Genomic DNA, 24,877 nt, shown 5'->3' on the forward strand with positions numbered 1-24,877 from the left:
AATCATGAAAAGAATCTTTTTACTAATAGCGTTAATCTCATGCTTATATAATTATGGGCAATTAAGATCTACTAGCTCAGTTACGGTAGGTGGTGGTGGAGATTATACCAATCAACCATTTGTTCCACAAGCCAAATTTTCGCGTACACAAACTATTTACTATCCAGAACAAATAAAATTTAATGGTGAAATAACTGGGATTCGTTTTTTTACTGCGTTTTCAAATCCCACAACATCACCTGTACCTAATTCGAGCTTAATTTTTAGAATAGGGCATACAACTAAGGACGAGTTTGTTTCTGGCGATGGTTTTATTGCTGATGAGGATTTGACAGAAATAGGTATATCTACATATTATGCAAATGCTTATGAGTATATTTTAATTTTTGACGAATCCTTTAATTATAATGGTGTTGATAATCTGGTAATAGATGTGGAAGATATTAATCCGGGTTTTACAACGAGTGCTTTGGCAGGTTGGCAAGGAACAGAAAATTTCAATAATCCACCAACACGAAGTAGAGTTAGTATTACTGAAGAGTTTAGCGATGGTTCTACATCTACATCTGTTTTGTTACAAAATTCTTATGCCAAAACGCGTTTTGATGGAAATTTACAAGTATGTCAGACTGTATCAGTTACGAGTATGGATAATATAACCAATACTTCAGCAGACTTTACGCTTAACGAGATCCCTTTGGCAAATCATTACAGATACGTTATAACTGAGGTAGGCGAAGATATTCCAGAAACCTATACTGTTACTAACGGTGAGACATTTTCGGTTACAGGTTTACTGCCTTCTCAAGGCTATTATATAAACGTGAAAACGGATTGTGATGCATTTGGTGTTACCTCTGGTTACAGAAGTTTTTATTTTAAGACAAGACCAGATGCATTGACATTACCACATACCATTGATTTTGAATCGGGTTTTGCACGCGATTATGCCATACCAAGTTTTGGTTCAGAAATAAATACAGAAGCAGCAAATAGCAGCACAAATGGTTTGATGTTTTTTGGTCCAGGTTATCCACAATTTCTCCAATGGGAAGATTTTGGCGATCCATTTGAGGAAAATCACGATTTTTTAAGAACGTTATCAATAGATGTAGATTTAACTCAAAATGCGATTGATCCTGTTTTAAGGTTTGATATTAGCCAAACGTCTGAAGCTTATCTGCGTGTAAAAATAAAATCTTATGCAGACGATAATGTCTATACTGGTGTAGCAGAAGATTTTATTTATAATGCAACTTTTGATGATAATGACTTTAAAACTGCTTCTATTGACTTATCTCAATTTGTTGGAGAAATCGTAACTATAAAATTAGAACATGTAAGCAAATCTACAACTAGAAAAACATATTTGGATAATATTCAACTGATTGAAAATGATTGTGAAAAAATTACAAATATCACAACACAGATAACTACAGATAATATTGCATTAGATTGGGATGCAACAACTAACGATTCATATGAGGTTATCGCAGCTCAATTTGAAGACAATCTTGGTGTTGATTATTTACCTTCTTCAAATAATAGTTATGTATTCTCAGGATTAACACCAGCGACATCGTATAAGCTTTTTGCACGTAACGTATGTGGTTCTAGTAATTCTCCATGGCAGAAAGTCTACGCATCTACTGATCCTGAATTTTTGGAGATTGGTTTTGATACCTATTTCAATGATGAAACTTCATTAGATACAAATATGTTTTCTGTATTACATAGCGAATCTTCTAAATTAGAGTTTATTAATTATTTTTCTAATGAAAGATTAATTCTTCATCAACGCGATTCTAATGCTGAATGGGTTGGAGGAGATGCAACTACAGAAGCACAAGCATGGAATGATAATACCGACTTTTTAACAGGGTTTAAATTTTTGATTGATGGCACTACACTGTCAGATGGTATAGTGGATTTGACCTTTAGACAGCTTCATCACTTTAGCTCAACACCTGCAAATTCATGGTTCAGAATTTTAATTAATGGAGTACAATATGGCCCAAGTTATAATCCAACAACAAGATACCAAGATCCTCTTACTACTGTAAGCATAAATTTAGAACCCTATTTAGGCGATATAATTACGTTTGAGTTACAGCATGTAGGGCGTACAAAAGATTATTTTTCATTATCTGCAGTTGGCGGAGATGGTACTGTTGTTAGAAGAATTGTGTTTACAGGTAATCAATTATCTATTAATGATGTTGAAACGTCTACAATTTCACTATATCCTAATCCAACGTCTTCAGATCTTACTATTGAAGGTTTGGTAAGTCACAGTAAAATCTCAATATATGATGTGAATGGTAGAAAATTGAAAGCGTTTAACTCCCAAAATTCTAAAGTGTCACTAAATATTTCAGAATTTAATTCAGGTTTGTATTTTGTAGAAATTAATTCTAATGAAACAAGCCAAACATTTAAATTTATAAAAAAATAAGGTTAATTTAAGTAGTATCTTATATAAACCATGTGATTGTAATATGAGAAAATGCCAGTACTAGAGTCTATTTACAAACCGCCTTTCTGGGCAAAGACAAGCTTCGTATCTACTGTGTTCTCTGGTTTAGCTCGAAAAGTAGAAGGATTAGAACAGAAAAGGGAAAGAATCACATTACCTGATAGTGATTTTTTAGATTTAGATTGGAGTTATGCTCAAGAAAAATCTAACAAAGTCATTATTTTACTTCATGGACTCGAAGGTCATGCACAACGACCGTACTTAACAGGAACAGCAAAACATTTTAACGCTAATGGTATTGATGCTATAGGTGTTAACTTTAGAGGTTGTAGTGGTGAGCCTAATTTGTTATATCGTAGTTACCACTCTGGTGCGACAGAAGATTTAGATGCTGTTGTAAAGCATGTGTTAACTAAAAATCAATATGAAGAAATTTATATTAAAGGCATTAGTTTGGGAGCCAACATGGCCTTAAAATATGTTGGTGAAGGAAATGATTTACCAGAAGAATTAAAAGCAGTAGTCGCAATTTCTACACCATGCGATTTAAAAGGCTCTTGTGACGAATTGTTAAGTTTAAAGAATAGGCATTATGCGATTCGTTTTCTACAACATTTAAAAGATAAGTTAAAGCCAAAATTAGAGCAATTCCCTAAAAATATATCAGTTGCAGATTTTAAGTCTATTAAAAGTTTAATAGATTTTGATCATGTTTACACCTCAAAAGCTCATGGATTTACGGATGCTTATGACTATTATGATAAGGCTAGTTCCTTGCAATTTCTACCAAATATTAAAGTGCCTTCTTTAATTATAAATGCTCTTAATGATTCTTTTTTATCACCAGAATGTTATCCTGTAAAAGAAGCAAAACATAATCCTAATCTTTTTTTAGAAATGCCAAAGTATGGTGGGCATGTAGGTTTTATCGATAAAAGGAATATTTATTATAATGAACAACGTGCTTTAGAGTTTGTCAATCAAATAATTAATAGTTAATTAGCTTGACATAAATTTTCTTATATGAGACAGGTTTACACACTTTTTATTTTAGTTTTTTGTTTGCAATTTGGTTTTGGGCAGATTGGGTTTGAGGAAAGTGTCATTATTGGGCAAAATAGTTATCAACATGGTGTTGCCGAAGTTTATCCAATAGATATTGATGGTGACGGTGATATGGATATAGTTTCGGCTTCCAGAAATGATGATAAAATAGTATGGTATGAAAATGTAGATGGGCTGGGTACCTTCTCAATACCTAATATCATATCAACCATAGCAAATGGTGCTTTTTCAGTTTATGCGGTAGACATTGATGGTGATGGTGATATCGATGTCGTTTCTGCGTCAGAGGCAGATGATAAAATAGCATGGTATGAAAATACAGATGGACTAGGTACTTTTGGTATACAACAAATAATATCATCCTCCATAAATAGACCAAGATCAGTATATGCAAGTGATATTGATGGTGATGGCGATGTTGATGTAGTATGTGCTACGGAGGCAGATGATAAAGTAGCATGGTTTGAAAATATGGATGGACAAGGCACTTTTGCTTTGGAACAAGTTATAACCACCTCTATAGATTCAGGATGGTCTGTTTATACAAGTGATATTGATGGTGATGGAGATATGGATGTTTTGTCTGCTTCGGTGTGGGACAACAAAATAGCATGGTACGAAAATGTTAATGGAAATGGAGAATTTGGCTTGCAGCAGATAATAACTACCGATGCAAATAATGCCAGATCAGTATATGCAACCGATATTGATGGCGATGGTGATATAGATGTACTTTCTGCATCTCGTGGTGATAATAAAATAGCATGGTATGAAAATATAGATGGGATTGGAACTTTCGGTGCACAACAAATTATAACAACTCTTGCGGGCACAGCTGAATCAGTTCATGCAGGTGATATTGATGGTGATGGTGATAGAGATGTGATATCGGCATCTGTTGATGGTAAAATAGCACTATATGAAAATATTGACGGTCTAGGTACCTTCGGTGATCAGCAAATAATATCAACTTATGCGAATAGTGCAAGTTCTGTTTATACTACAGATATTGATGGCGATGGAGATTTAGATATACTTTTTTCAACTGATGGCTTTATCATAGGCTGGTTTGAAAATACAAATGGACTTGGTTCTTTTGGCTCATTAAGATTAATATTGACTTCCGCTGTAAGAGCAAGATCGGTATATTCGGGTGACCTAGATGGTGATGGAGATATGGATGTACTCTCAGCATCTGAGGTTGATGATAAGATTGCTTGGTATGAAAATATTGATGGACAAGGTACTTTTGTTACACAAAAATTCATTACAACTTATGCTGATTCGGCTAAATCTGTTTACGCAAGTGATATAGATGGTGATGGTGATATAGATGTTTTATCTGCATCTTTTGGTGATGACAAAATTGCCTGGTACGAAAACATAGATGGTTTAGGAACTTATGGTGAACAGCTTATCATTTCAACTAACGCTGATAGAGCTCAGTCTGTATATTCAGCTGATATAGATGGTGATGGAGATATTGATGTACTGTCGGCATCAGAGTTTGATGATAAAATAGCATGGTATGAAAATGTAGATGGGCAGGGTAATTTTGGAACTGAACAAATTATTTCAACTTTAGCTGATGGTGCAAATGATGTTAAAGCATTTGATTTGGACGGTGATGGAGATATGGATGTTGTTTCCGCATCTGAAAATGATGATAAAATAGCTTGGTATGAAAACATAGATGGACAAGGCACATTTAGTTCAGAGCAAATAATATCAAATTCTGCATCTCAAGCAGATTCAGTTTATTCAGGTGATATAGATAGTGACGGTGATTTGGATGTAATTTCCGCATCTCGTAGTGATGATAAAATTGCCTGGTACGAAAATATAGATGGACAAGGCACATTTAGCTCAGAGTTAATAATAACATCTTCGGCTAACGGAGCAAGTTCGGTGCACTTATCAGATATTGATAATGATGGTGATTTAGATGTGGTTTCTGCGATTGAATTTGAGGATAAAGTAGCTTGGTATGAAAACATAGATGGTCAAGGTACTTTTGGTGTTGAACAAATAATATCAATATTGGCTGATGGTGCTCACTCCGTATTCACCGTCGATTTAGACGGAGATGGAGACATGGATGTGCTTTCAGCTTCTCAAAATGATTCTAAAATATCTTCATATAAAAATTTGGGTGTTTTAGGAAATGAAATTAATGGAATAATTAGAATTGATGTTGATTCTGACGATTGTAACAATACTGACATAATAGCAAGTAACATTTTATTAGAGACCACAGATGGGAATAATAGTATCTCAACATTTAGTTTATCAAATGGTTACTATCAGCTATTTCCAGATGAAGGAAATTATACAACATCTATAGTTAGTGAACTACCAAATTATTATACCTCAAATCCAACTTCACAAATTTCAAATTTTGTTGGTGTTGGAAATACAGATACTGTAGATTTTTGCATAGAGCCGGCTGGAGTTTATAATGATTTAAATATCAGTGTTTATCCATCAATTGATAATCCAAGACCAGGTTTTGATACCACTTATCAATTGGTTTATAATAATATTGGGACAACGCAGTTAAGTGGTTCAGTGTCTTTTGAGTTTGATGATTCTAAAATACAATTTTTGAGTGCAAGTGAAGCAATAAGTTCTCAAACAGCAAGTACACTCAACTTTGATTTTACAGACTTATACCCTTTTGAAACCAGAACTATTGATTTAGAATTTAACGTATTTACTCCGCCAATAACAAACATAGGTGATGAGCTTGTTGCAACAGCAACAATAAATCCGGTTTCTGGAGACGAAACAGAAGAAGACAACGTATTCACTTTAGAGCAAACTGTTGTTGGTTCTTACGACCCTAACGATATTACTTGTTTACAAGGAGAGGAAATCTTTATTGAGGACGCAGACAAATATCTCAATTATTTGATACGTTTTCAAAATACAGGAACTGCAAGTGCTATTAATGTAAATGTAGAACATGTATTAGATCCTAAATTAGATTGGTCTACCATGAAGTTGGAGAGTTTAAGCCATAGTGGTCGTGTAGAAATAGAAAACGAAACCGATGTAAGTTTTATATTTAATAACATCAATTTACCAGATAGTACTAATGATGAGCCTAATTCTCATGGGTTTATAGCTTTTAAGATCAAACCAAAGTCTAATGTAGTAGTTGGTGATATTATAAGTGGAGTTGCTGATATTTATTTCGATTTTAATCCTGCAATCGTAACCAACACAGTTAATACTCAGATTGTAGAACCTTTGAGTGTGGATGAGTTTAATAAACAAACTGTTCAACTATTTCCTAATCCAACAAAAGATAACTTAGAAATAAAATCTAACCAAGTCATTGATAAAATTACTATAGTAGATATTAATGGGAGACTATTAAAGTCAATGACAATTTCTGATATGGATTACAGTATAGATGTTTCAGGTTTATCAAAAGGTGTATATTTTTTAGGGATTCAATCAAGAGCATTGAAAATGACCAAGAAGTTTATTAAAAATTAAACGATTCAAATTATCAAAACAAAAACCTTTCAAGATCATATTTTGAAAGGTTTTTTTATTAGTGATAGATTCATCGACAAAGAGAATGTTTACTACAACGAAAAAAGAGCTTTGGATTTTGTGAAATGCAAATAATTCGTTTAATTACAATAAAAGAAAAATATTGCATGAAACAGTTTTACAATTTTCTCATTTTTTCATTAGTTTTTCAATGTTCTTTCGGACAAATAAGTTTTGAAGAAAGCACAATAATTAACCATTCTTATTTTATTAATGACGTGTCGCAATTAAGTTATGCGGATTTAGATGGTGATGGCGATCAGGATATTTTGGCAAGTTCTCCTTATCAGATTTCTTGGATTGAGAATAGTGATGGTTTGGGTAATTATATTAAACCAATAAAAATTACAGATGATGAAATTGATTATCCAGTAATAACACTAGATGTTGATAATGATGGCGATTTAGATGTAGTAACAGTATCTGCTCTTACATTTAAACTTATATGGTATGAAAATACTGATGGTTTTGGAAATTTTATTTCAAGCCAGATTATTTCAAATGAGAATATAAATTTTGGACCATTAATAGCTACAGACATCGACAATGATGGCGATATGGATATTGTTAATGGAGGAAATGAGTTGGTATGGTATGAAAATATAAATGGATCAAATACTTTTATTGAGAATCAAATGCCGTATCCTTACGGGTCTTTTATATCAATAATAATAGCGAAAGACATAGATAATGATGGCGATGACGATCTCGTCCTACTTGAGAATAGTGACGATATTTTTTATCAATTAAATATAGACGGTCTCGGTAATTTTGGGCCAAAACAATATACAATAACTGACCTCAATAATGTGAGTTCAGTAAACTTAGCTGATATAGATAATGATAACGATTTAGATTTAATTGCGCTTTCAGATTTTGGGAATTCATTGTTTTGGCATGAGAATACCGATGGACTTGGCGATTTTAGTGTTCAACAAAGCATAACAACTATTACTACTGGGTTCAATTCTTTACACACATCTGATTTAGATGGTGATAATGATATTGACATTGTTTTAGCTTCAGTAGATAACAATCAAGTTATTTGGTTAGAAAATACAAATGTAGCAAGCAACTTTATTGAAAATCAATTCAGTATTTCCAATAAGTTTGGTACGTCGGTTGTTATTCCTGTCAATGTTGATTCAGATGGCGATATGGATCTAATCTCATTCAGTTTTCTTGAAAATAGGATTTCATTATATAAAAACGAATCTAACACTGGAAATTTTACAGAACAGGTGCTTACACCTTCTGTAGAACCCTTACTCGATATTGCTTCAGCAGATATAGATGGAAATGGTTCTATAGATATTCTTTCTGTACAAAACAGAAAAGTTGCATGGTACAAGAACAATAATGGTGAGTTTGCTTATAGGTCACAAAATATCATAACTTCAGAACTAGACAACGCATGGCACGTCGATACTGCAGATATCGATAGTGATGGTGCAATTGATGTCGTAGCAACTTCTGCAGGTAGTGAAGATAAAGTTGTTTGGTATAAAAACATAGACGGATTAGGTAATTTTTCTAGTGAAAACATAATAGTTGACAACCTCGGCAGTACGTTTTTAGCTAAACTAGGAGATGTTGATGGAGATGGTGATCAGGATGTTGTAGTGTTTGATAATGGAAGCGAAGAAATTCTCTGGTGTGAAAATTTAGATGGACTAGGTAATTTTAGTGCTCCGATTTTGGCAGTAAGTGGTTTTAATTTTTCTGTTGAAGGCGGAAGCCTTTTAAGGGATCTTGATAATGATGGTGATTTAGATATTATAACTTCATCTACTCAAGACGATTTACTGGTTTGGTTTAGAAACAACGATGGTCAAGGAAGTTTTAGTGGTCAGTTAGTTATTGAAGATGCTAATTTCATGCAATCAGCAATTGCAGTAGATGATATAGATATGGATGGTGATTTGGATATTGTATCAAAAAACGCATTAAGAATTCGTTGGTATGAAAATGATGATGCAGGCAATTTTACGATTCAGCACATAGTGAATAGCGATAATAGACAAGTTGATGCTATTGAGATTTTAGATATAGATAACGATGGAGATAATGATATAGTGGTTGGCTCTAATAATAGTGGAAATGGTTTGTCATGGTTTGAAAACACGAATAGCAATGGCGATTTTGGAGATGAACAATTAATATATGAAGGTGCATTTACCACAGGTGAGCTTACATCTTCAGATATTAATAATGATGGTGTGAAAGATTTAATTGTTTCAGGTGGTTATTTTGAATTTAACGGACCTGGGACTGGTTATATAAATTGGTTTGATAGTCAGAATAGTTTATCTATTGTTGAGTTTAACCAAGATAAAATTTCGTTATTCCCAAATCCTGCAAATGATAAAATAAACATTAAAAGTGACGTTTTGATTGAAGCGGTTTCAATTTTTGATTTTAAAGGAACATTGATAAAATCAAAAGAATTAACAAATTCTAGCTTAGATTATCAAATAGATGTAAAAGAATTGAGTATGGGCATTTATTTTATTGAAATCCAATCTGGAGAATCAAAGATTGTGAAAAAGTTTATAAAAAATTAAACGATTCAGGTTATCAAAACAAAAACCTTTCGAGATAATATTTTGAAAGGTTTTTTTATTGTATTGGGTTTTCCTACATTTAAAAAAACTAATCATTCATGCTCAAAAAAGTTTTCGCCAGTGCCGTTTTTGGTGTTGAAGCTTCAACAATTACTGTTGAAGTTAATGTAGATAAAGGTATTGGTTACCACTTAGTAGGTCTTCCAGATAATGCAATTAAAGAAAGTAATTACCGTATTGCTGCAGCACTTCAGAATAACGGTTATAGAATTCCAGGAAAAAAGATTACCATTAACATGGCGCCAGCCGATTTGCGTAAAGAAGGATCTGCTTACGATTTAACTTTAGCGATAGGCATTTTAACAGCTTCTGGACAAATAAAAGTTGAAAACTTAGAGGATTATCTCATCATGGGAGAATTGTCCTTAGATGGAAGCTTACAGCCCATTAAAGGAGCTTTGCCAATCGCTGTAAAAGCCAGAGAAGAAGGTTTTAAGGGTTTTATCTTGCCAAGCCAAAATGCAAAGGAAGCCGCTATTGTGGATGATTTAAAAGTGTATGGAGTGGATAACATCACGCAAGTTATCAATCACTTTGACAAAGGTGATGAACTAGAACAAACCATTATAAACACTAGAGAAGAATTTTATAAAAATCTCGATTTCCCAGAATTCGACTTTGCAGATGTAAAAGGACAAGAAAGTATCAAGCGTTGTATGGAAATTGCAGCTGCAGGTGGTCATAATATTATATTAATTGGTCCTCCAGGTTCTGGTAAAACCATGTTGGCAAAGCGTTTGCCTAGTATATTGCCACCAATGACATTGCACGAAGCTCTCGAAACTACCAAAATACATTCTGTGGTAGGCAGAGTAAAAGCACATGCAGGATTGATGGCGCAACGACCGTTTAGAAGTCCTCATCATACTATAAGTAACGTTGCACTCGTTGGAGGTGGAAGTTATCCGCAACCTGGTGAAATTTCATTATCTCATAATGGTGTTTTGTTTTTAGACGAATTACCAGAATTTAAGCGTGAGGTCTTAGAAGTAATGCGTCAGCCATTAGAAGATAGAGAAGTGACCATTTCTAGAGCAAAGTTCACTGTAACGTACCCAAGTTCGTTTATGCTAGTTGCTAGTATGAATCCGAGTCCTAGCGGTTATTTTAACGATCCTGATTCGCCAATAACATCGTCTCCTGCAGAAATGCAGCGCTATATGGGTAAGATTTCTGGACCTTTATTAGATCGAATAGATATTCATATTGAAGTGACTCCTGTGCCTTTTGAAAAACTCGCAGATGAGCGAAATGGGGAATCTTCAGTAGAGATAAGAAAACGTGTTACTAAGGCTAGAGAAAACCAAACCGAACGTTTTAAGGAATTAGAGAATATTCATTACAATGCACAAATGAATACCAAGCAAATCCGTAAATATTGTAAATTAGAGGAAGCGTCTATGCAATTATTAAAATCAGCAATGGAGCGTTTAAATTTATCAGCTAGAGCTTACGATCGAATTCTTAAAGTAGCCAGAACAATCGCAGATTTAGAGGGTTCTGAAAATGTTTTGGGAGCTCATATCAGTGAAGCCATTCAATATCGTAGTTTAGACCGTGAAGGTTGGTTGGGATAATTTTTTTTATAAATTACTGCAACCTTTTCTGTTTTTTTCATCTTATAAGAAAACAGTTATTATGAAAAACAAAATTTTACCCTTAGTTATAGTTGTACTAGTGTGTTTGCAACTAACAAATTGCGACAATGATAGTGATGGACTTGTAGACCCAGTAGCAGTAACCGTTCCTGTAATAAAATCTAAATCTGAAGTAAGAAATTCAATAGCAATAAAAGGTGCAAGAGCTACTAATTCTGATGGTAAAATATATGTATATAACGATTTGTTGTTTTATATAGCACAAAACTCTGGAATACATATTTTTAATAACCAAAACCCTGTATCTCCTCAAAATATGGCATATATAGAATTAGAAGGTGCGCAAGATATTTCTATAAAAGACGATATTTTATATGCTGATAATTTTATGGATTTAGTGGTGTTTGATATTAGTAATATTTCTAATATACAGCTTGTTAATGTAGAAGAAGGTATGCTGACTTATTATGCGACTTTTCCAGAAGATACATTTTATTTTCAGGGCGATATATATCCTTCAAATGATGATGAATTTATTGCAAACTATACTACAGTTAATTTAGAAAGAGCTGAGGTAGAGAATAATCCAGATATTTATTACAATCAAGAGACAATTTTTCTAAATGATGCACTAGCAGGTACTATAGGTACAGGTGGATCTTATGCTAAGTTTCAGATTTATGATAATGCATTATATACCATAGATGATTATAAGTTAAACACATTTGATATTACTGATTATAACGCAATTTCTTTGATGTCAGAAAATTGGCTAGGAGGTTGGTTTGGTGGTGAATTAGAGACTACTTTTATTCTAAAAAATAATTTGTTTATTGGAGCAACTAATGGAATGCATATTGTTAGTTTAGAAAATGAATTTTCTCCTACTTATGCATCATCTTTTATACACGCAACAGGTTGTGACCCAGTGGTGGTAGAAGATAATACAGCATATATAACTGTAAGAGGTGGAAATACTTGTGGTGCTATTGAAGATCAAATTAATGTGATTGATGTTTCTGATATTACTTTGCCAGTAGAATATTCTACATATTTTTTGTCTAGTCCTTATGGTTTGGGAATTAGAGATCAAGTTTTATATGTATGCAATGATGAAGGTATACAAGTATTTGATGCTCAAAATCCGAATGAAATTGTTTTAGAAAACTCAATAGAGGCAATTTCCAAAGATGTCATCCCTTTATCATCGCATTTAATTGCAGTGGGAGAAAATGTAATTTATCAATATAATTATGCTAATGACTTTGGATTAGATCTTATCAGTACTATTCAATTTTAAAAATATACAATCACAAAGCCCTTTATCTTAGTGTATTAAAGAATATCTTGTTAGTAATTTTGAATACTATTGATAGTTTTAGACAGAAATATTAATAAAATCAATCATTTTAAATGAACATATAGATTAATACAAGTTTGGATAAAGAACTACGAATACTCATACAAAAATGTGTTAAGCAAGATAGGGAAGGGCAGCGTGAATTATACACGTTGCTTTCTCCTGTATTATATGGTATTTGTCTAAAATATATGAAAAATAAAACTGAAGCAGATGATGTCTTTCAAGATGCCTTTATTATTCTATTTCAAAAGATTGATCAATACAATTATAAAGGAAGTTTTGAGGGATGGGCAAAGCGTATTTTCGTCAACGAAGCTTTAGAAATTTTACGAAAAAAACAACGTCGTCTTCATGTTGCAATGGAAGATGCTGAATTGTACAACAATATTGAGGATTACGCTAGTGAAAATAGTATTGAAATATCTCAAGATGAGTTATTAGAACATATACAGCAACTGCCAGATAATTACAGAATGGTTTTCAATCTTTATGTTTTTGAGGGTTTTAGTCACAAGGCCATTGCTAGTAAGCTTAAAATGGCTGTTGGTTCATCAAAATCATTACTGAGTAGAGCCAAAAGCGTATTGAGGCTAAAAATTGATGAAGAATTAAACAAAAAAGTATCATGAAGAAGGATAGTATTGAAGATATATACAGTGGATTAGAAGGCTTTTCAAAAGTGCCTCCTAAGGAGTTATGGGATAATATAGAAGCAAGACTGCATCCTAAGAAAAGGAAGAAAAGAGGAATCATTTTTTTATGGGGCTCGGCAGCTGCTATATTGGTTTTGCTTCTTGGATATATCATTACAGGTTCGCCAGAGTCGAGTGATAAACCGACAAAGGAAATTACAGATATAGAATACCGTACAGATAACGATACAATAAAGGAGTCGGAGATACAGACTACTGAAATAGATAATGAGGCCAATACAACAGAAGATTCTTTAAATTATTCACTAGAATTATTAGAGAAAATGGCTAATCAAAATAAACTCTCGGAAAAAAGTGAAAATTTGAATAAGGAAGAAGAGCGGTTGAGCTCTACTGAAAAAGGTTCTTCAAATGAAGAAAAGTTAACATTAAACATTAACTATCCTCAAAGTATAACTAAAGACAATATCGGTAAAGGGGATGAAAGAACTAGTCTTGCTTCAAAATTGAAGAATAAAAGTATAAGGAACTTCAGTAACGAAAGAATTGTTGCAAATATTGGCTCTGTAACTAAATTTGCTGAAGTCGATTCGTTTGGCTTAGCTGAAGAACTTATAGCTATTAAAGAGGATTCTAAAGATGACATGGATATTAAAACAGATGTAAGTCCAAAATGGTCTGTTGAAGTTTTAGGGGGATTATCCAATACGGTCTCAGAATCATCTCTTCAAGGGGCATCTGTAAATACAACGCCTCAAAATGACTTTGTGTATGCTTTTAAATTAGGGTATTCTATTTCAGATAGGCTGATTGTAAAATCTGGTATAGGTAAGAACATATTAGGTCAAGAAATAAACAATGTGCTGTACTCAAGTTCAGATACTTCTCTGTCTGCAGATACCTCTCAAAGTATTGTAAGCGATCAAAGCGTATTTATTTTTGGTTCTCAAGAATCTTTTACTGATGTCTCTTCTTTTGAAGGCAATATCAACGAAGGGAATTTACAGCAGCAATTTGATTATATTCAATTGCCTATAGAAGTGTCGTACGATTTACTTAGTCAACCGACATATAATGTATCACTTGGTATAGGAGGAAATATAAACTTTTTAGCTAATAATAGAGCTTTTCTAAATAATGAAGGAATAGGAGAAAGCCTTGGTGTTAATAGCACAATTTTTGGTGCTACCATAAATTCTAATGTCTCTTATAAGTTGACAAAAGAGTTGAATCTTTTTCTAGAGCCGAGTTATAATTATTTTCAAAAACCAATAGATAATAACAATCAAAATTTTGAGAATACTCAGTTTAGGGCTTTGTTTGGATTGCGATATAGATTTTAAAAAAGTCTAATCTTTCAAGAAATAGTTTTTTGTGGTCTCATCGTCCACAAATTCCCACTTAAAACGTAAATCTTCTCCTATAACATAACTATAGGCTTTTGAAGCTAGTTTCCCTGATGAATCCTCTACAAATTCCATTATAGTGCCTAATCGGGTTAAATCCATGTAGCGATTCTCAGAGATTGGTAATAATTCTACTTTTACTAATTCGCTTGATTCTCCTTTGCGTTTGTAATAAAATCTATCGTTTTCAATCCAAAATTTTCTTGGACCGTAATCACCGGCAAATTTCTTGTTTTGCAACTGAATAGCATCAGTGTTTTTGCTTGTAATATATTTTATATGTGCTGATATATTTTTTAGGTAGCTATGTTTTGGGTTCTGTTCAATGGCTATTTTGTATAGCGAGTCAGCTGCTTTTAAGTCTTTGTTTTCAAAGGCTTGGTTTGCTTTAATTATATGGTCGTCTAATCTCCAATGAAGATGTTCGCTTGTATTGTTCCAATTAAATTGATGACTATAAAGTCCGATAACCTTACCATTATCTTCTCTAATAAGTTTGCTATGAAAAGTTGTATTTTGTATAAAGCCACCTCCAATTGCATCTGGTCCAGCAGGTACCAAAATATCCATAGTTTGGTTTTTTACAAATCGCACTAATCTGTCCTTTTGAATCCAAAATTCTAGAAGAAGTTCATTATTCTGAGATCTATAAATCCCAGTAAATTGTTTTAAATCTTCAGTTTTTGGTTTATTATCCTTCAAATATTTGAATATAGAATCGTAAGCTCTATTTCTATTGGTGTTTTTTGGGTTAGATAATTTGTATTCTTCAAAAACAGACCTAGCACCTTTAATATCGCCCTTTAATATTAATGGCTCTATTTTTAAAGCACCTATTGCAGGTTGTATAATTTCGTAAGTTTTAAGAGCTTCAATAATCTGGTCTTCTTCTCCATTTACCATTGCAGCTTCTGCCAAGTTAAGACCTGAATAAGGATTAGGGTCATCATTAAATAGCTTTTCGGCAGTTACCATAAAGCTTTCTGTGTTTTTGGTTTCTCCATATATAGCGAATAATACCCTGTTGTAAAATTCGTTTGTAGGATCGACTTCTAGTTGTAATTTTACTTGTTTTTCAGCTTCATCATAGCGTTCATACGCCAAACTTCGTTGAATATAAATTTCTAGTTGTTTTTGTAATGGTAAATAGTTTTTTAGTGTAAAGGCTTTGTCTATAATATCTTGAGTTTCAAGTTTTCCTCTATTGTAAATCGTATTTAGTTTAGCCTGTTCTAAATATGCCAAAGCAAAGCGTTTGTCTAAATCATAAGCTCGTGTGTAATCAGAATTTGCATAAGCTTCTAATGCTGGTAAAGAATTACTCATAAACTCACCTATGGGTAAGTCTATGTAATTGAGACTATTATTACTCTCAACAAAGCCTGTCTTTGAGGTAATGAATATGCTGATGTCATCTAGTAAACTAGTAAAATTTTCACCAGTAAAAGTTTGCTTTTGTATAGATTTTCCGTTGTTAGCTTTTCTTATATGTGCAGTTATTTCGTAAGTATTTCCTTTTTTTTGATAGCTTCCATCTACATAGAAATCATAAAATAAAGAGGCTTCTCTAATTTTCGTTGTTGTATTGGTTAAATGCTCAAATTCTGGACTTAGATTTTTATTTTGTAATAAGTCTTCATACAATAGTTTTCCAATTCCATAGCGCATCCAGTCAGTAGCACTATCTTTTACAATTTGTTTGAATCCATAAATAGGTATACCAACTCTAAATTCTTCTTTAGTAATGGTTTTAGTTTCTATTTCACCAGTTTCATTCTCAAAAGAAATATTTTTGGTCGTCGCTCCAAGATCACTATTGCCAAAACCAAAGTATAACCCAATAACTAATAATACTAGATTAAGCGGAATGAAAATTTTCTCTCGTAGTTTTATCATGCGCTTGCTTAAGCGTTCTTGATGATAGAAATAAATCAGTAATGATGGGCTAATACCTATAAAGAACCAAAGCAAAATATCTACCCAATGTGGTGAGATGTTATAACGGTTTAATACCCAATCTACAAATTGTAAAAACGTCCAAGCTGCAACTAGATATGCAGCAAAAAACTTTAAGGTATTTAACCATTTTTTCTTTCGATTTTTTTGCTCCATTTATGCTTTGATGATAGATTGATGTTAGGTTTCAATAAATTCTTTTGAAAGATAAATAATTAAAATGAAACAGTCGGTTAAGACATTTGAATTATTCCTGCTTGATTCTTCAATTGTAATTATTGTATTTTTGAGATACATGAAAAATCACCTCTAATGAAATATTATTATCTATTATTTTTTAGTTTATTCCTTTTTAGCTGTACTGAGACAAATAAAGGAGAAACAGAGTCTGCCATAAAAGTTGAAACAGTAAAGATTCCAGTTTTAAACCTAGAAGAAGCCAACCGCTTAGTACAATTACCCTTACATTGTATGAATACAGAATATCCTAATAAACTTCAGCAAACTTTAGGTGGTGATGAAGACTTAAAATCACCAAAAGAACTGCATCCTGCATTTTATGGCTGTTTCGATTGGCATTCTGCTGTACATGGCCATTGGAGTTTGGTGAGTCTATTAAAACAATTTCCAGATATAGATGGAAGAGCAGAAATTGAACAAAAATTACTTCAGAATATATCAAAGGAAAACATACAGCAAGAACTCATGTATTTTGAGGGTAAACATAATAAATCCTTTGAGCGTACATATGGTTGGGCATGGTTACTAAAGCTCGCTGAAGAATTGCATACATGGGATAATGACGTGGCAAGAGAATTAGAAACTAATCTTCAGCCAATGACAGATCTAATAGTTAATAAATACCTTGAATTTTTACCTAAGCTTAATTATCCAATTAGAGTTGGTGAGCACCCAAACACAGCCTTTGGGTTAAGTTTTGCTTACGATTATGCATCAGCTTTAGATAATGAACAACTAGCAGATTTAATTGAGGAGCGAGCAAAAGACTTTTATAATGATGATCAAAATTGCCCAATAGAATGGGAGCCAAGTGGTTTTGATTTTCTATCACCTTGTTTAGAAGAAGCGGCTTTAATGAAGCGGGTGCTTGAAATTGAAGAGTTTAAAGTTTGGATTAACGACTTTTTACCAGAATTAATTCAAAAGGATTTTGATATCGCTGTAGGTGAAGTATCAGACCGAACAGATGGAAAATTAGTACATCTTGATGGTGTCAACTTCTCAAGAGCATGGAGTCTCAATTATATTGCTAAAGATTTACCAGAATACGTGCATTTAAAAAACATAGCTAACCAACATATCAATTATTCCTTACCAAGCATTGTTGGTGATAGTTATGAAGGTGGACATTGGTTAGGAAGTTTTGCTATTTATGCATTGAATTCTATAGATAAATGATAAATCGTTTTTTAAAAAATATTGGTCCAGGTCCTTTAGTAGCTGCTGCCTTTATTGGTCCAGGAACTGTAACCTTATGTACACTTGCTGGTGTCAATTTTGGTTATAATTTGCTTTGGGCAATGGTATTATCGGTTTTTGCGACTATTGTTTTGCAAGAAATGGCTGCACGTTTAGGTATTGTATCTCAAAAAGGATTATCTGAAGTTATAAGACAAGAGTTAAAAAATCCTTTTGTAAAAGGATTTGCTATTGTATTAATCTTATCTGCAATTGTTGTAGGTAACGCAGCCTACGAAGCAGGGAATATTAGTGGTGGTGCTCTGGGAATGGAAACTGTTTTTGGTCAACCAAATATTACATTTGGCTCAATTAGCTTTAATGCTTACTCAGTTTTTATTGGTATGGTAGCATTTATATTGCTATATATTGGAAATTATAAAATACTTGAACGCATATTAGTAAGCCTTGTTATTTTAATGAGTTTGGCTTTTTTAGTTACAGCTATAATTACAAAACCGAATTTGATGGATATTTTTAAAGGAGCTTTTATTCCTAGATTTCCTGAGAAAAGTATTCTGACCATCATTGGTCTTATTGGAACTACAGTTGTGCCTTACAATTTATTTCTGCATGCCTCATTGGTTAAAACTAAATGGAAAAATAAAAGTGATCTCAGTTTTGCCAGAAAAGATACCGTTATTGCTGTTGCACTTGGTGGTATAGTATCAATGTGTATTATCATCTCTGCATCAGCAATTCCTTTTGAAGGAATTACTAACGCCTCGGATTTAGCAAAAGGACTTGAACCTTTATTTGGTGTTTATGCAAAGTACTTTCTGTCCATTGGTTTATTTGCTGCAGGAATAACAAGTGCAATTACAGCTCCTTTAGCTGCAGCTTTTGTTGCAACTGGTTGCTTGGGCTGGAGTGGTAATATGAAGTCAAAGCAGTTTAGAGGTGTCTGGATGTTTATATTGGGCTTAGGTGTTGTTTTTTCTTCAATAGGTCTTAAATCTATTGAGATTATAAAATTTGCCCAGGTTGCTAATGGTTTACTATTACCTATTATTGCAGGCTTCTTGCTTTGGGTAATGAATAAATCTTCTGTGCTTGGTTCCTACAAAAATTCAAAGCTCCAGAATATTTTCGGAATAGTAATTTTGGTTATTACGATTTTTTTAGGAGTAAAAGGGATTTTGAGCGTGTTTAAAATAATCTAAATGGAGCCTATTTTTCAAATAGATATTAATGCAGATGTTGGTGAGGGAATCAACAACGAATCAGCGATAATGCCTTATTTATCATCTTGTAATATTGCTTGTGGTGGACATGCAGGTGATTTAGAGACCATGACTAAAGTTGTGCAACTAGCAAAGCAGCACAATGTAAAAGTAGGTGCGCATCCTTCATTTCCTGATAAAAAGAACTTTGGAAGATTGGATATGAAAATTTCAGCTGCAGATTTATATAGCAGCTTAAAGCAACAAATACGAATGCTTCAAAACGTATTGTATATTCAAAAAAGTCAACTGCATCATATAAAGCCACACGGAGCTTTGTATAATATAGCTGCTAAAGATGAAAAAATTGCAACTGTTATTGTTGAAGTGATGAAAAGTATAGCGCTACCCTTAAAATTGTATGCACCTTATAATTCAATTATCGCTGAATTGGCGCATAATGAAAATATTGAAGTAACTTTTGAAGCCTTCGCGGATAGAAATTACAATGATGACTTATCTTTAGTATCTCGCAAAAATGCTAATGCCTTATTGACTGAAAATGACGATATATTGAGTCATATTCTAAATATGATAAAGCATCAAAATGTAATAACAGCTAGTGGAATAGAAGTGCCTATAAAAGCGTCAACATTTTGTGTACATGGTGATACCAAAAATGCAATTGAAATTTTGAAATTTCTAAATCAAGAATTACCAAAACATCAAATCTCAATTCAATAAAATTTATGATTTATAATCTTAAGTATTCTCGCTATAATGAGTCTTCTATTTTGATAGAATGGAAAGCTATTATTGACGAAAATATACTTCAAGACGTGTTAAGGTTCAAATTTCTTATTGAAAATAATAATATTAAACAAAAAGTTGAAGTAATTAGCACATATAATTCACTTTTAATTGTTTATGATTATGCTATTGATAGTTTCAATAGCAAGATATTTACTCTAAAATCACTGTATCTTCAACAAAATGAATCTGAAAGCACAAAACCTTCTCATTGGAAAATCCCAGTGTGCTATGCTGATCAATTTGCAATAGATTTAGAGAATTTTTCAAACCAAAAAAAACTTTCAAAATCTGAAATAACTAAGCTGCATTCCGATACCATTTATACTGTTTTTTTTATCGGATTTTTACCTGGGTTTCTGTACTTAGGAGGATTAGACTCTAGATTATTTTTAGACCGTAAAACGACTCCAAATCTAAATGTAAAAAAAGGGTCTGTTGCCATTGGAGGACAACAAACCGGAATATACCCTCAAGATAGTCCTGGTGGTTGGCATATCATTGGTAATTCACCAATAGAATTATTTAATACCAATTCTAATCCACCATGCTTTATTAAAGCGGGTGATAAAATTCAATTCCAGTCTATTAGTGTTTCAGAACATAACACTATTACTAGAAGTTTGGAAAATTCGCTGTTTAATCTAAAATCATTAAAGTGTGATTAAAGTATTAAAGTCAGGATTTTACAGTAACATTCAAGATCAAGGACGATTTGGATATAGAAATTATGGTGTTCCTATATCTGGTGCTATGGATTTGTATTCTTGTGAATTTGCTAATGCTTTATTAGGTAATTCTAAGAGATGTGCAACTTTAGAAATTACAATGGTTGGTCCAAAACTTCAATTTTTAAAACCTACAAGTATTGCTATTTCTGGTGCACATATGAAACCTAAATTAAATGATGTACCTATTGAGGTAAATTCAGTAATAGCAATAGAAAGTAATGATATACTCAGTTTTGGTAGATTAGACAAAGGATTTAGAAGTTACTTAGCTGTTAAAGGAGGATTTATTACTGAGCAGGTTTTTAAAAGCAGAAGCATGTTTAATAATATTACCAAGACCAAGTATCTTTCTATTGATGATAGTATTGGTTATTTAGATGTAAATCGAGAATTTAAAAATTCAAATGCGCATGTTAAATTTGACAATTCGATATTAGACAGCAATAACCTTGAGGTTTATAAAGGACCAGAATTTGAAAGGCTTTCTAGTGACCAAAAGAATAGATTGTTTCATTCAGAATTGAAGGTTTCTAAGCTTAATAACAGAATGGCCTATCAGTTGGAGCCCTTGTTAGAAAACACATTAATGCCAATATTAACGGCTCCAGTTTTACCAGGAACAATTCAATTAACTCCAAAAGGACAATTGATTGTTTTGATGCGAGACTGTCAAACTACAGGTGGTTATCCTAGAATTCTTCAACTAACTGAAAAGGCTATAAACGTTTTAAGCCAAAAAACAACAGGTAAAAGATTAAAAATCAGTCTAAAAGACTAATACTGTAAGAAAACATTTAATAAAAAATTCCGTATGTTCAATAAATTCAATAATTTAGAAGGACTATTAATTAAATAATCTAACTTATTATGAAAAAATTCGGATTACTCCTCCTAGGAATTATCTTAGGAGCATTAGCTATGTATTTTTATTGTTCCAAGGATGTCGCAGACATGGAATCTGGACAACCAACAGTTGCGCCTAAAGGCATCATTACATCAAATCAAGCCATGGTTCTTGATAAAGCTTATGACATAAAGCATCGTATTATTAATGATTCACTTTTTAAAAAATCTACTGATGGAGGAGATAATAGATCATCTTGGTGGCCAATAGAAGATATTCAGAATTTTATCAATCATGCAGAGAACCAAGCAGGTGAGTTAGGCTATACCATGGATGGTTTACGAGTTTATTTGGGAGCGTATCCCAAAGCTAATGGGCAAGAAGGTTTAACCACCATGTTTATTGTCCCAACAGGTAAGTCAAATAAATCTAATGGCAGTATGTTTCCAATGTTACAAGGTGGTAGTGGTGATATTAAAGGTGCTGATGGATTGAATTTTGGACAAAGCGGCTATCCTCCCGGTGCAAATTATCCCCAATAAATTTATATAAATATATGGAAGGTTTCATCATTACCTTTTTCGAATTATTAGCTGCATTTGCAGGTTTTTTCCATTTATCGAAAAAAAGTAAATCAAGATTGAGACCTTTTGTATACTTTTTAGTAATTACAGTTTTTGTAGAAGCCGTTGGTTCTTACAGAAATTTTTATGGAAAGATAGATTTTTTAGATAATTTAATTGGAACAAAATTTGAATATAATGCATGGTTATATAATGCTTTTTTAATTTTTTCACTTTTTTTTTATTTAAAATTTTATCTCTCCATAGTTTCAATCTCTATGAATAAATTAATATTAAAGAGTTTAATTTTTATTTCATTTTTAATTGTTGGTTTAGATCTATATGTTTCTGGAACAGATTATTTCGTATACAACTTGGAATATAGTTTTATTTGGACAACTTTTGTTGTTTTTGTTTGTGTTGCCTTATATTTTTATGAGATATTAATAAGCGATAAAGTGCTTAAGTTTTATAACTCTTCATTATTCTACATTAGTATTGGTTTATTGATTTGGTGGTTAGTTTTACCTCCCATGATAGTATATATGCCCCTGTATAAAAATGTTAATCCTGGTCTTGTTACTTTGAGAACATATATTTTTTTAATATCAAATATTATTCTGTATAGTGGTTTTATAATCGGATTTTTATGGAGCAAGGAGGAGTAAATAAAGAGGATTTAGATTTAACGGTATTAGTTTACTCAATAGTTGTTATAGCAATTATTGCTGTAACAATTATTCTATTTTTTATCGTCTTCCAAAAACGTAAAAACAAACTTCTTTTAGATAAAATTAATCAACAAAAGGCTTTTGATGAAGAATTAATTAAAACCCAACAAGAAATACAAGAAGAAACTTTAAAGCATGTTGGTCGAGAACTTCATGATAACATCGGTCAAATGCTTGTCATGTCTACTATGCAAATGAATGCGGCTGTAAAAGTGGTTAATGATGAAGTTAAAACTAAAGTCACCAATGCAGCAGAAACCCTAAAAAGTACTTTAGAAGAAGTAAGAGCTTTGTCTAAATCCTTAAATAGTGATGTTATATTTAATTTAGGTTTTGATGCCACAGTTAAAAATGAAATTGAGCGCTTAAACAAATCTGGATTCATTAACGCTACCATTAATATTTCTGGCGAAAAAGTAAATTTTGAAAATAAAAAAGATGAAATCATTTTATTCAGGATTTTGCAGGAATTTTTTTCAAATACCTTAAAATATGCTGGAGCAGAAAATTTGAAGGTCGATTTACATTATCTGGAAGATAAGTTAGAAATCAGAGTAGAAGATGATGGTGAAGGTTTCAATATTAATTCAGCAGAAAAAGGTTCTGGACTTATTAATATGGAAAAACGAGCAGAATTGATAAATGCAAAATATCAATTGACATCTCAAGCAGAAAAAGGTACTAATCTTTATTTAGATTACCCATTTAGAACAATTTAATTATTACAGGCATTCCATAAAGGATCATTAGGCAAAGGAGCAGTAACAGTTATAGCTTCTTTTTTTACAGGATGAATAAAACGCAATGTCCTAGCGTGCAAACTTATACTTGCATCCTTATTACTGCGATCAAAACCATATTTTAAATCTCCCTTTATTGAACAACCTATGGATGCTAATTGTACACGAATTTGGTGATGTCTTCCCGTTTCTAAGTCAATCTCTAACAAATAAAAATTATCAAGTTTTTTAATAGTTTTATAATGTAAAATCGCTTTTTTACTATTTTCAACTTCTTTTGTGTAAGCTGTAGATTTATTGTTTTTAGGATTCTTTTTTAACCAATGTATAAGTTTGTCTTCAGTTTTTGGAGGTTGATTTTTTACCAAAGCCCAATAGGTCTTTTTTGCAGATTTTTCAGCAAACAATTTGTTGAGTCTGGGTAAAGCCTTACTAGTTTTAGAGAACAATACAACACCCGTAGTTGGTCTATCGAGTCTATGCACAACCCCAAGGTAAACATTTCCCGGTTTGTTATATTTCTCAGCTATATATTCCTTTACAACCTCACTCAAAGGTTTATCCCCAGTTTTATCACCTTGTATGATATCACCTGCACGTTTGTTTACAATAATGATGTGATTGTCCTCATAAAGGACTTGAAGATTCGATTTGTGAGATAGAGTTTTAGACACTTTTAGATGGTTAGATGGTTAGATAGTTAGACTGTTTAGATTAAAGTTGATTTAAACTTCGAAATCATTTTAATAATTTCTTCTAATTCTGAAAGACTAGATTTAAGCTCTTCATCCATTATGAATTTTAAATCAGTAGAGATTATTAACTGAGTTTCTATCTCATAGGCAGAACCAATTGCTATCTGTAAAAATCGAGCAAAATCTTTATTAGAGTTTCTAGAGGAACCTTCGGCTATATTTGAAGGAATTGAAACAGAAGCTCTTCTTAGTTGATTTGTAAGTCCAAATTTTTCTGACTCTGGAAACTTCGATGTTATATCATAAATTTGAGAACAGAATAATCTACTTCTTTTCCATATTTGTAGTTCTTTGAATTTATGAGCCATATTTGCAAATCTAAAACAATGTCTAGAAATCTAACAATCTAAAAGTCT

Annotated in this window: 19 protein-coding genes; 16 read left to right on the forward strand and 3 right to left on the reverse strand. The window is 32.4% G+C overall.

Annotated elements, in window-relative coordinates:
* Nucleotides 1-4: 4 nt before the first annotated feature.
* From Q0822_RS08485 to Q0822_RS08520, 8 genes are all read left to right on the forward strand, one after another.
* Nucleotides 5-2,455 carry a T9SS type A sorting domain-containing protein gene (locus tag Q0822_RS08485; RefSeq protein ID WP_299122520.1) on the forward strand — a complete coding sequence of 817 codons (2,451 nt, stop codon included), beginning with the start codon at nt 5-7 and terminating at the stop codon, nt 2,453-2,455.
* Between the two features lie 51 nt (nt 2,456-2,506).
* Nucleotides 2,507-3,475 carry an alpha/beta fold hydrolase gene (locus tag Q0822_RS08490; RefSeq protein WP_299122521.1) on the forward strand — a complete coding sequence of 323 codons (969 nt, stop codon included), beginning with the start codon at nt 2,507-2,509 and terminating at the stop codon, nt 3,473-3,475.
* 24 nt (nt 3,476-3,499) lie between these two features.
* Nucleotides 3,500-7,045: a T9SS type A sorting domain-containing protein gene (locus Q0822_RS08495; RefSeq protein ID WP_299122522.1), complete on the forward strand. Its 3,546-nt coding sequence runs from the start codon at nt 3,500-3,502 to the stop codon at nt 7,043-7,045.
* A gap of 167 nt (nt 7,046-7,212) precedes the next feature.
* Nucleotides 7,213-9,669, forward strand: coding sequence for a T9SS type A sorting domain-containing protein (locus tag Q0822_RS08500; RefSeq protein WP_299122523.1), 2,457 nt, complete (start codon nt 7,213-7,215; stop codon nt 9,667-9,669).
* A gap of 98 nt (nt 9,670-9,767) precedes the next feature.
* Nucleotides 9,768-11,306 (forward strand): YifB family Mg chelatase-like AAA ATPase, encoded by a 1,539-nt coding sequence (locus Q0822_RS08505; RefSeq protein WP_299122524.1) that lies wholly within the window; start codon nt 9,768-9,770, stop codon nt 11,304-11,306.
* 61 nt (nt 11,307-11,367) lie between these two features.
* The gene (locus Q0822_RS08510; protein WP_299122543.1) at nt 11,368-12,627 is read left to right on the forward strand and encodes a hypothetical protein; all 1,260 of its coding nucleotides are present in this window, start codon (nt 11,368-11,370) and stop codon (nt 12,625-12,627) included.
* A 137-nt stretch (nt 12,628-12,764) separates the two neighbouring features.
* A complete protein-coding gene (locus tag Q0822_RS08515) occupies nt 12,765-13,319 on the forward strand; it encodes an RNA polymerase sigma factor (RefSeq protein ID WP_299122544.1) in 555 nt (184 codons plus the stop codon).
* Nucleotides 13,316-14,686 (forward strand): anti-sigma factor, encoded by a 1,371-nt coding sequence (locus tag Q0822_RS08520; RefSeq protein WP_299122545.1) that lies wholly within the window; start codon nt 13,316-13,318, stop codon nt 14,684-14,686. Before Q0822_RS08515 ends, Q0822_RS08520 begins: the two co-directional genes overlap by 4 nt.
* Before the next feature lie 6 nt (nt 14,687-14,692).
* Here Q0822_RS08520 and Q0822_RS08525 read toward each other — a convergent pair whose 3' ends face one another.
* Nucleotides 14,693-16,861 (reverse strand): hypothetical protein, encoded by a 2,169-nt coding sequence (locus Q0822_RS08525; protein ID WP_299122546.1) that lies wholly within the window; start codon nt 16,859-16,861, stop codon nt 14,693-14,695.
* A gap of 156 nt (nt 16,862-17,017) precedes the next feature.
* On the opposite strand from Q0822_RS08525, the gene Q0822_RS08530 reads away from it, so the two are divergent.
* The 8 genes from Q0822_RS08530 to Q0822_RS08565 all read left to right on the forward strand — a co-directional run bounded on the left by Q0822_RS08530 (nt 17,018) and on the right by Q0822_RS08565 (nt 23,745).
* A complete protein-coding gene (locus Q0822_RS08530) occupies nt 17,018-18,124 on the forward strand; it encodes a DUF2891 domain-containing protein (RefSeq protein ID WP_299122547.1) in 1,107 nt (368 codons plus the stop codon).
* Complete coding sequence (locus Q0822_RS08535; RefSeq protein WP_299122549.1) at nt 18,121-19,347, forward strand: Nramp family divalent metal transporter; 1,227 nt, start codon at nt 18,121-18,123, stop codon at nt 19,345-19,347. Before Q0822_RS08530 ends, Q0822_RS08535 begins: the two co-directional genes overlap by 4 nt.
* Entirely contained in the window at nt 19,348-20,091 is a 744-nt protein-coding gene (gene pxpA, locus Q0822_RS08540) for a 5-oxoprolinase subunit PxpA (RefSeq protein ID WP_299122551.1), read from the forward strand.
* Between the two features lie 5 nt (nt 20,092-20,096).
* Nucleotides 20,097-20,825: a 5-oxoprolinase subunit PxpB gene (gene pxpB / locus Q0822_RS08545; RefSeq protein WP_299122552.1), complete on the forward strand. Its 729-nt coding sequence runs from the start codon at nt 20,097-20,099 to the stop codon at nt 20,823-20,825.
* Nucleotides 20,818-21,666 (forward strand): biotin-dependent carboxyltransferase family protein, encoded by an 849-nt coding sequence (locus Q0822_RS08550; RefSeq protein ID WP_299122554.1) that lies wholly within the window; start codon nt 20,818-20,820, stop codon nt 21,664-21,666. Before pxpB ends, Q0822_RS08550 begins: the two co-directional genes overlap by 8 nt.
* An 89-nt stretch (nt 21,667-21,755) precedes the next feature.
* A complete protein-coding gene (locus Q0822_RS08555) occupies nt 21,756-22,274 on the forward strand; it encodes a hypothetical protein (protein WP_299122556.1) in 519 nt (172 codons plus the stop codon).
* Between the two features lie 14 nt (nt 22,275-22,288).
* A complete protein-coding gene (locus tag Q0822_RS08560; RefSeq protein ID WP_299122558.1) occupies nt 22,289-22,963 on the forward strand; it encodes a hypothetical protein in 675 nt (224 codons plus the stop codon).
* Nucleotides 22,945-23,745, forward strand: a complete 801-nt coding sequence (locus Q0822_RS08565) for a histidine kinase (protein ID WP_299122561.1) — start codon at nt 22,945-22,947, stop codon at nt 23,743-23,745. Before Q0822_RS08560 ends, Q0822_RS08565 begins: the two co-directional genes overlap by 19 nt.
* On the opposite strand, the gene Q0822_RS08570 is transcribed toward Q0822_RS08565, so the two are convergent.
* Both Q0822_RS08570 and Q0822_RS08575 read right to left on the reverse strand, forming a co-directional pair.
* Nucleotides 23,742-24,440, reverse strand: coding sequence for an RluA family pseudouridine synthase (locus Q0822_RS08570; RefSeq protein ID WP_299122563.1), 699 nt, complete (start codon nt 24,438-24,440; stop codon nt 23,742-23,744). The two genes, Q0822_RS08565 and Q0822_RS08570, sit on opposite strands and share 4 nt — an antisense overlap.
* A gap of 35 nt (nt 24,441-24,475) precedes the next feature.
* Nucleotides 24,476-24,829, reverse strand: coding sequence for a four helix bundle protein (locus tag Q0822_RS08575; protein ID WP_299122565.1), 354 nt, complete (start codon nt 24,827-24,829; stop codon nt 24,476-24,478).
* Between the last annotated feature and the right edge of the window lie 48 nt (nt 24,830-24,877).

Origin of the sequence: uncultured Winogradskyella sp., assembly GCF_947496485.1 — a bacterium.
Classification (GTDB): domain Bacteria; phylum Bacteroidota; class Bacteroidia; order Flavobacteriales; family Flavobacteriaceae; genus Winogradskyella.

Bases quoted from the DNA above. Each gene is read 5' to 3' on its own strand.
- Q0822_RS08485 (WP_299122520.1), top strand. From the start codon at position 5: ATGAAAAGAATCTTTTTACTAATAGCGTTAATCTCATGCTTATATAAT.
- Q0822_RS08490 (WP_299122521.1), top strand. From the start codon at position 2,507: ATGCCAGTACTAGAGTCTATTTACAAACCGCCTTTCTGGGCAAAGACA.
- Q0822_RS08495 (WP_299122522.1), top strand. From the start codon at position 3,500: ATGAGACAGGTTTACACACTTTTTATTTTAGTTTTTTGTTTGCAATTT.
- Q0822_RS08500 (WP_299122523.1), top strand. From the start codon at position 7,213: ATGAAACAGTTTTACAATTTTCTCATTTTTTCATTAGTTTTTCAATGT.
- Q0822_RS08505 (WP_299122524.1), top strand. From the start codon at position 9,768: ATGCTCAAAAAAGTTTTCGCCAGTGCCGTTTTTGGTGTTGAAGCTTCA.
- Q0822_RS08510 (WP_299122543.1), top strand. From the start codon at position 11,368: ATGAAAAACAAAATTTTACCCTTAGTTATAGTTGTACTAGTGTGTTTG.
- Q0822_RS08520 (WP_299122545.1), top strand. From the start codon at position 13,316: ATGAAGAAGGATAGTATTGAAGATATATACAGTGGATTAGAAGGCTTT.
- Q0822_RS08525 (WP_299122546.1), bottom strand. From the start codon at position 16,861: ATGGAGCAAAAAAATCGAAAGAAAAAATGGTTAAATACCTTAAAGTTT.
- Q0822_RS08530 (WP_299122547.1), top strand. From the start codon at position 17,018: ATGAAATATTATTATCTATTATTTTTTAGTTTATTCCTTTTTAGCTGT.
- Q0822_RS08535 (WP_299122549.1), top strand. From the start codon at position 18,121: ATGATAAATCGTTTTTTAAAAAATATTGGTCCAGGTCCTTTAGTAGCT.
- pxpA (WP_299122551.1), top strand. From the start codon at position 19,348: ATGGAGCCTATTTTTCAAATAGATATTAATGCAGATGTTGGTGAGGGA.
- pxpB (WP_299122552.1), top strand. From the start codon at position 20,097: ATGATTTATAATCTTAAGTATTCTCGCTATAATGAGTCTTCTATTTTG.
- Q0822_RS08555 (WP_299122556.1), top strand. From the start codon at position 21,756: ATGAAAAAATTCGGATTACTCCTCCTAGGAATTATCTTAGGAGCATTA.
- Q0822_RS08560 (WP_299122558.1), top strand. From the start codon at position 22,289: ATGGAAGGTTTCATCATTACCTTTTTCGAATTATTAGCTGCATTTGCA.
- Q0822_RS08565 (WP_299122561.1), top strand. From the start codon at position 22,945: ATGGAGCAAGGAGGAGTAAATAAAGAGGATTTAGATTTAACGGTATTA.
- Q0822_RS08575 (WP_299122565.1), bottom strand. From the start codon at position 24,829: ATGGCTCATAAATTCAAAGAACTACAAATATGGAAAAGAAGTAGATTA.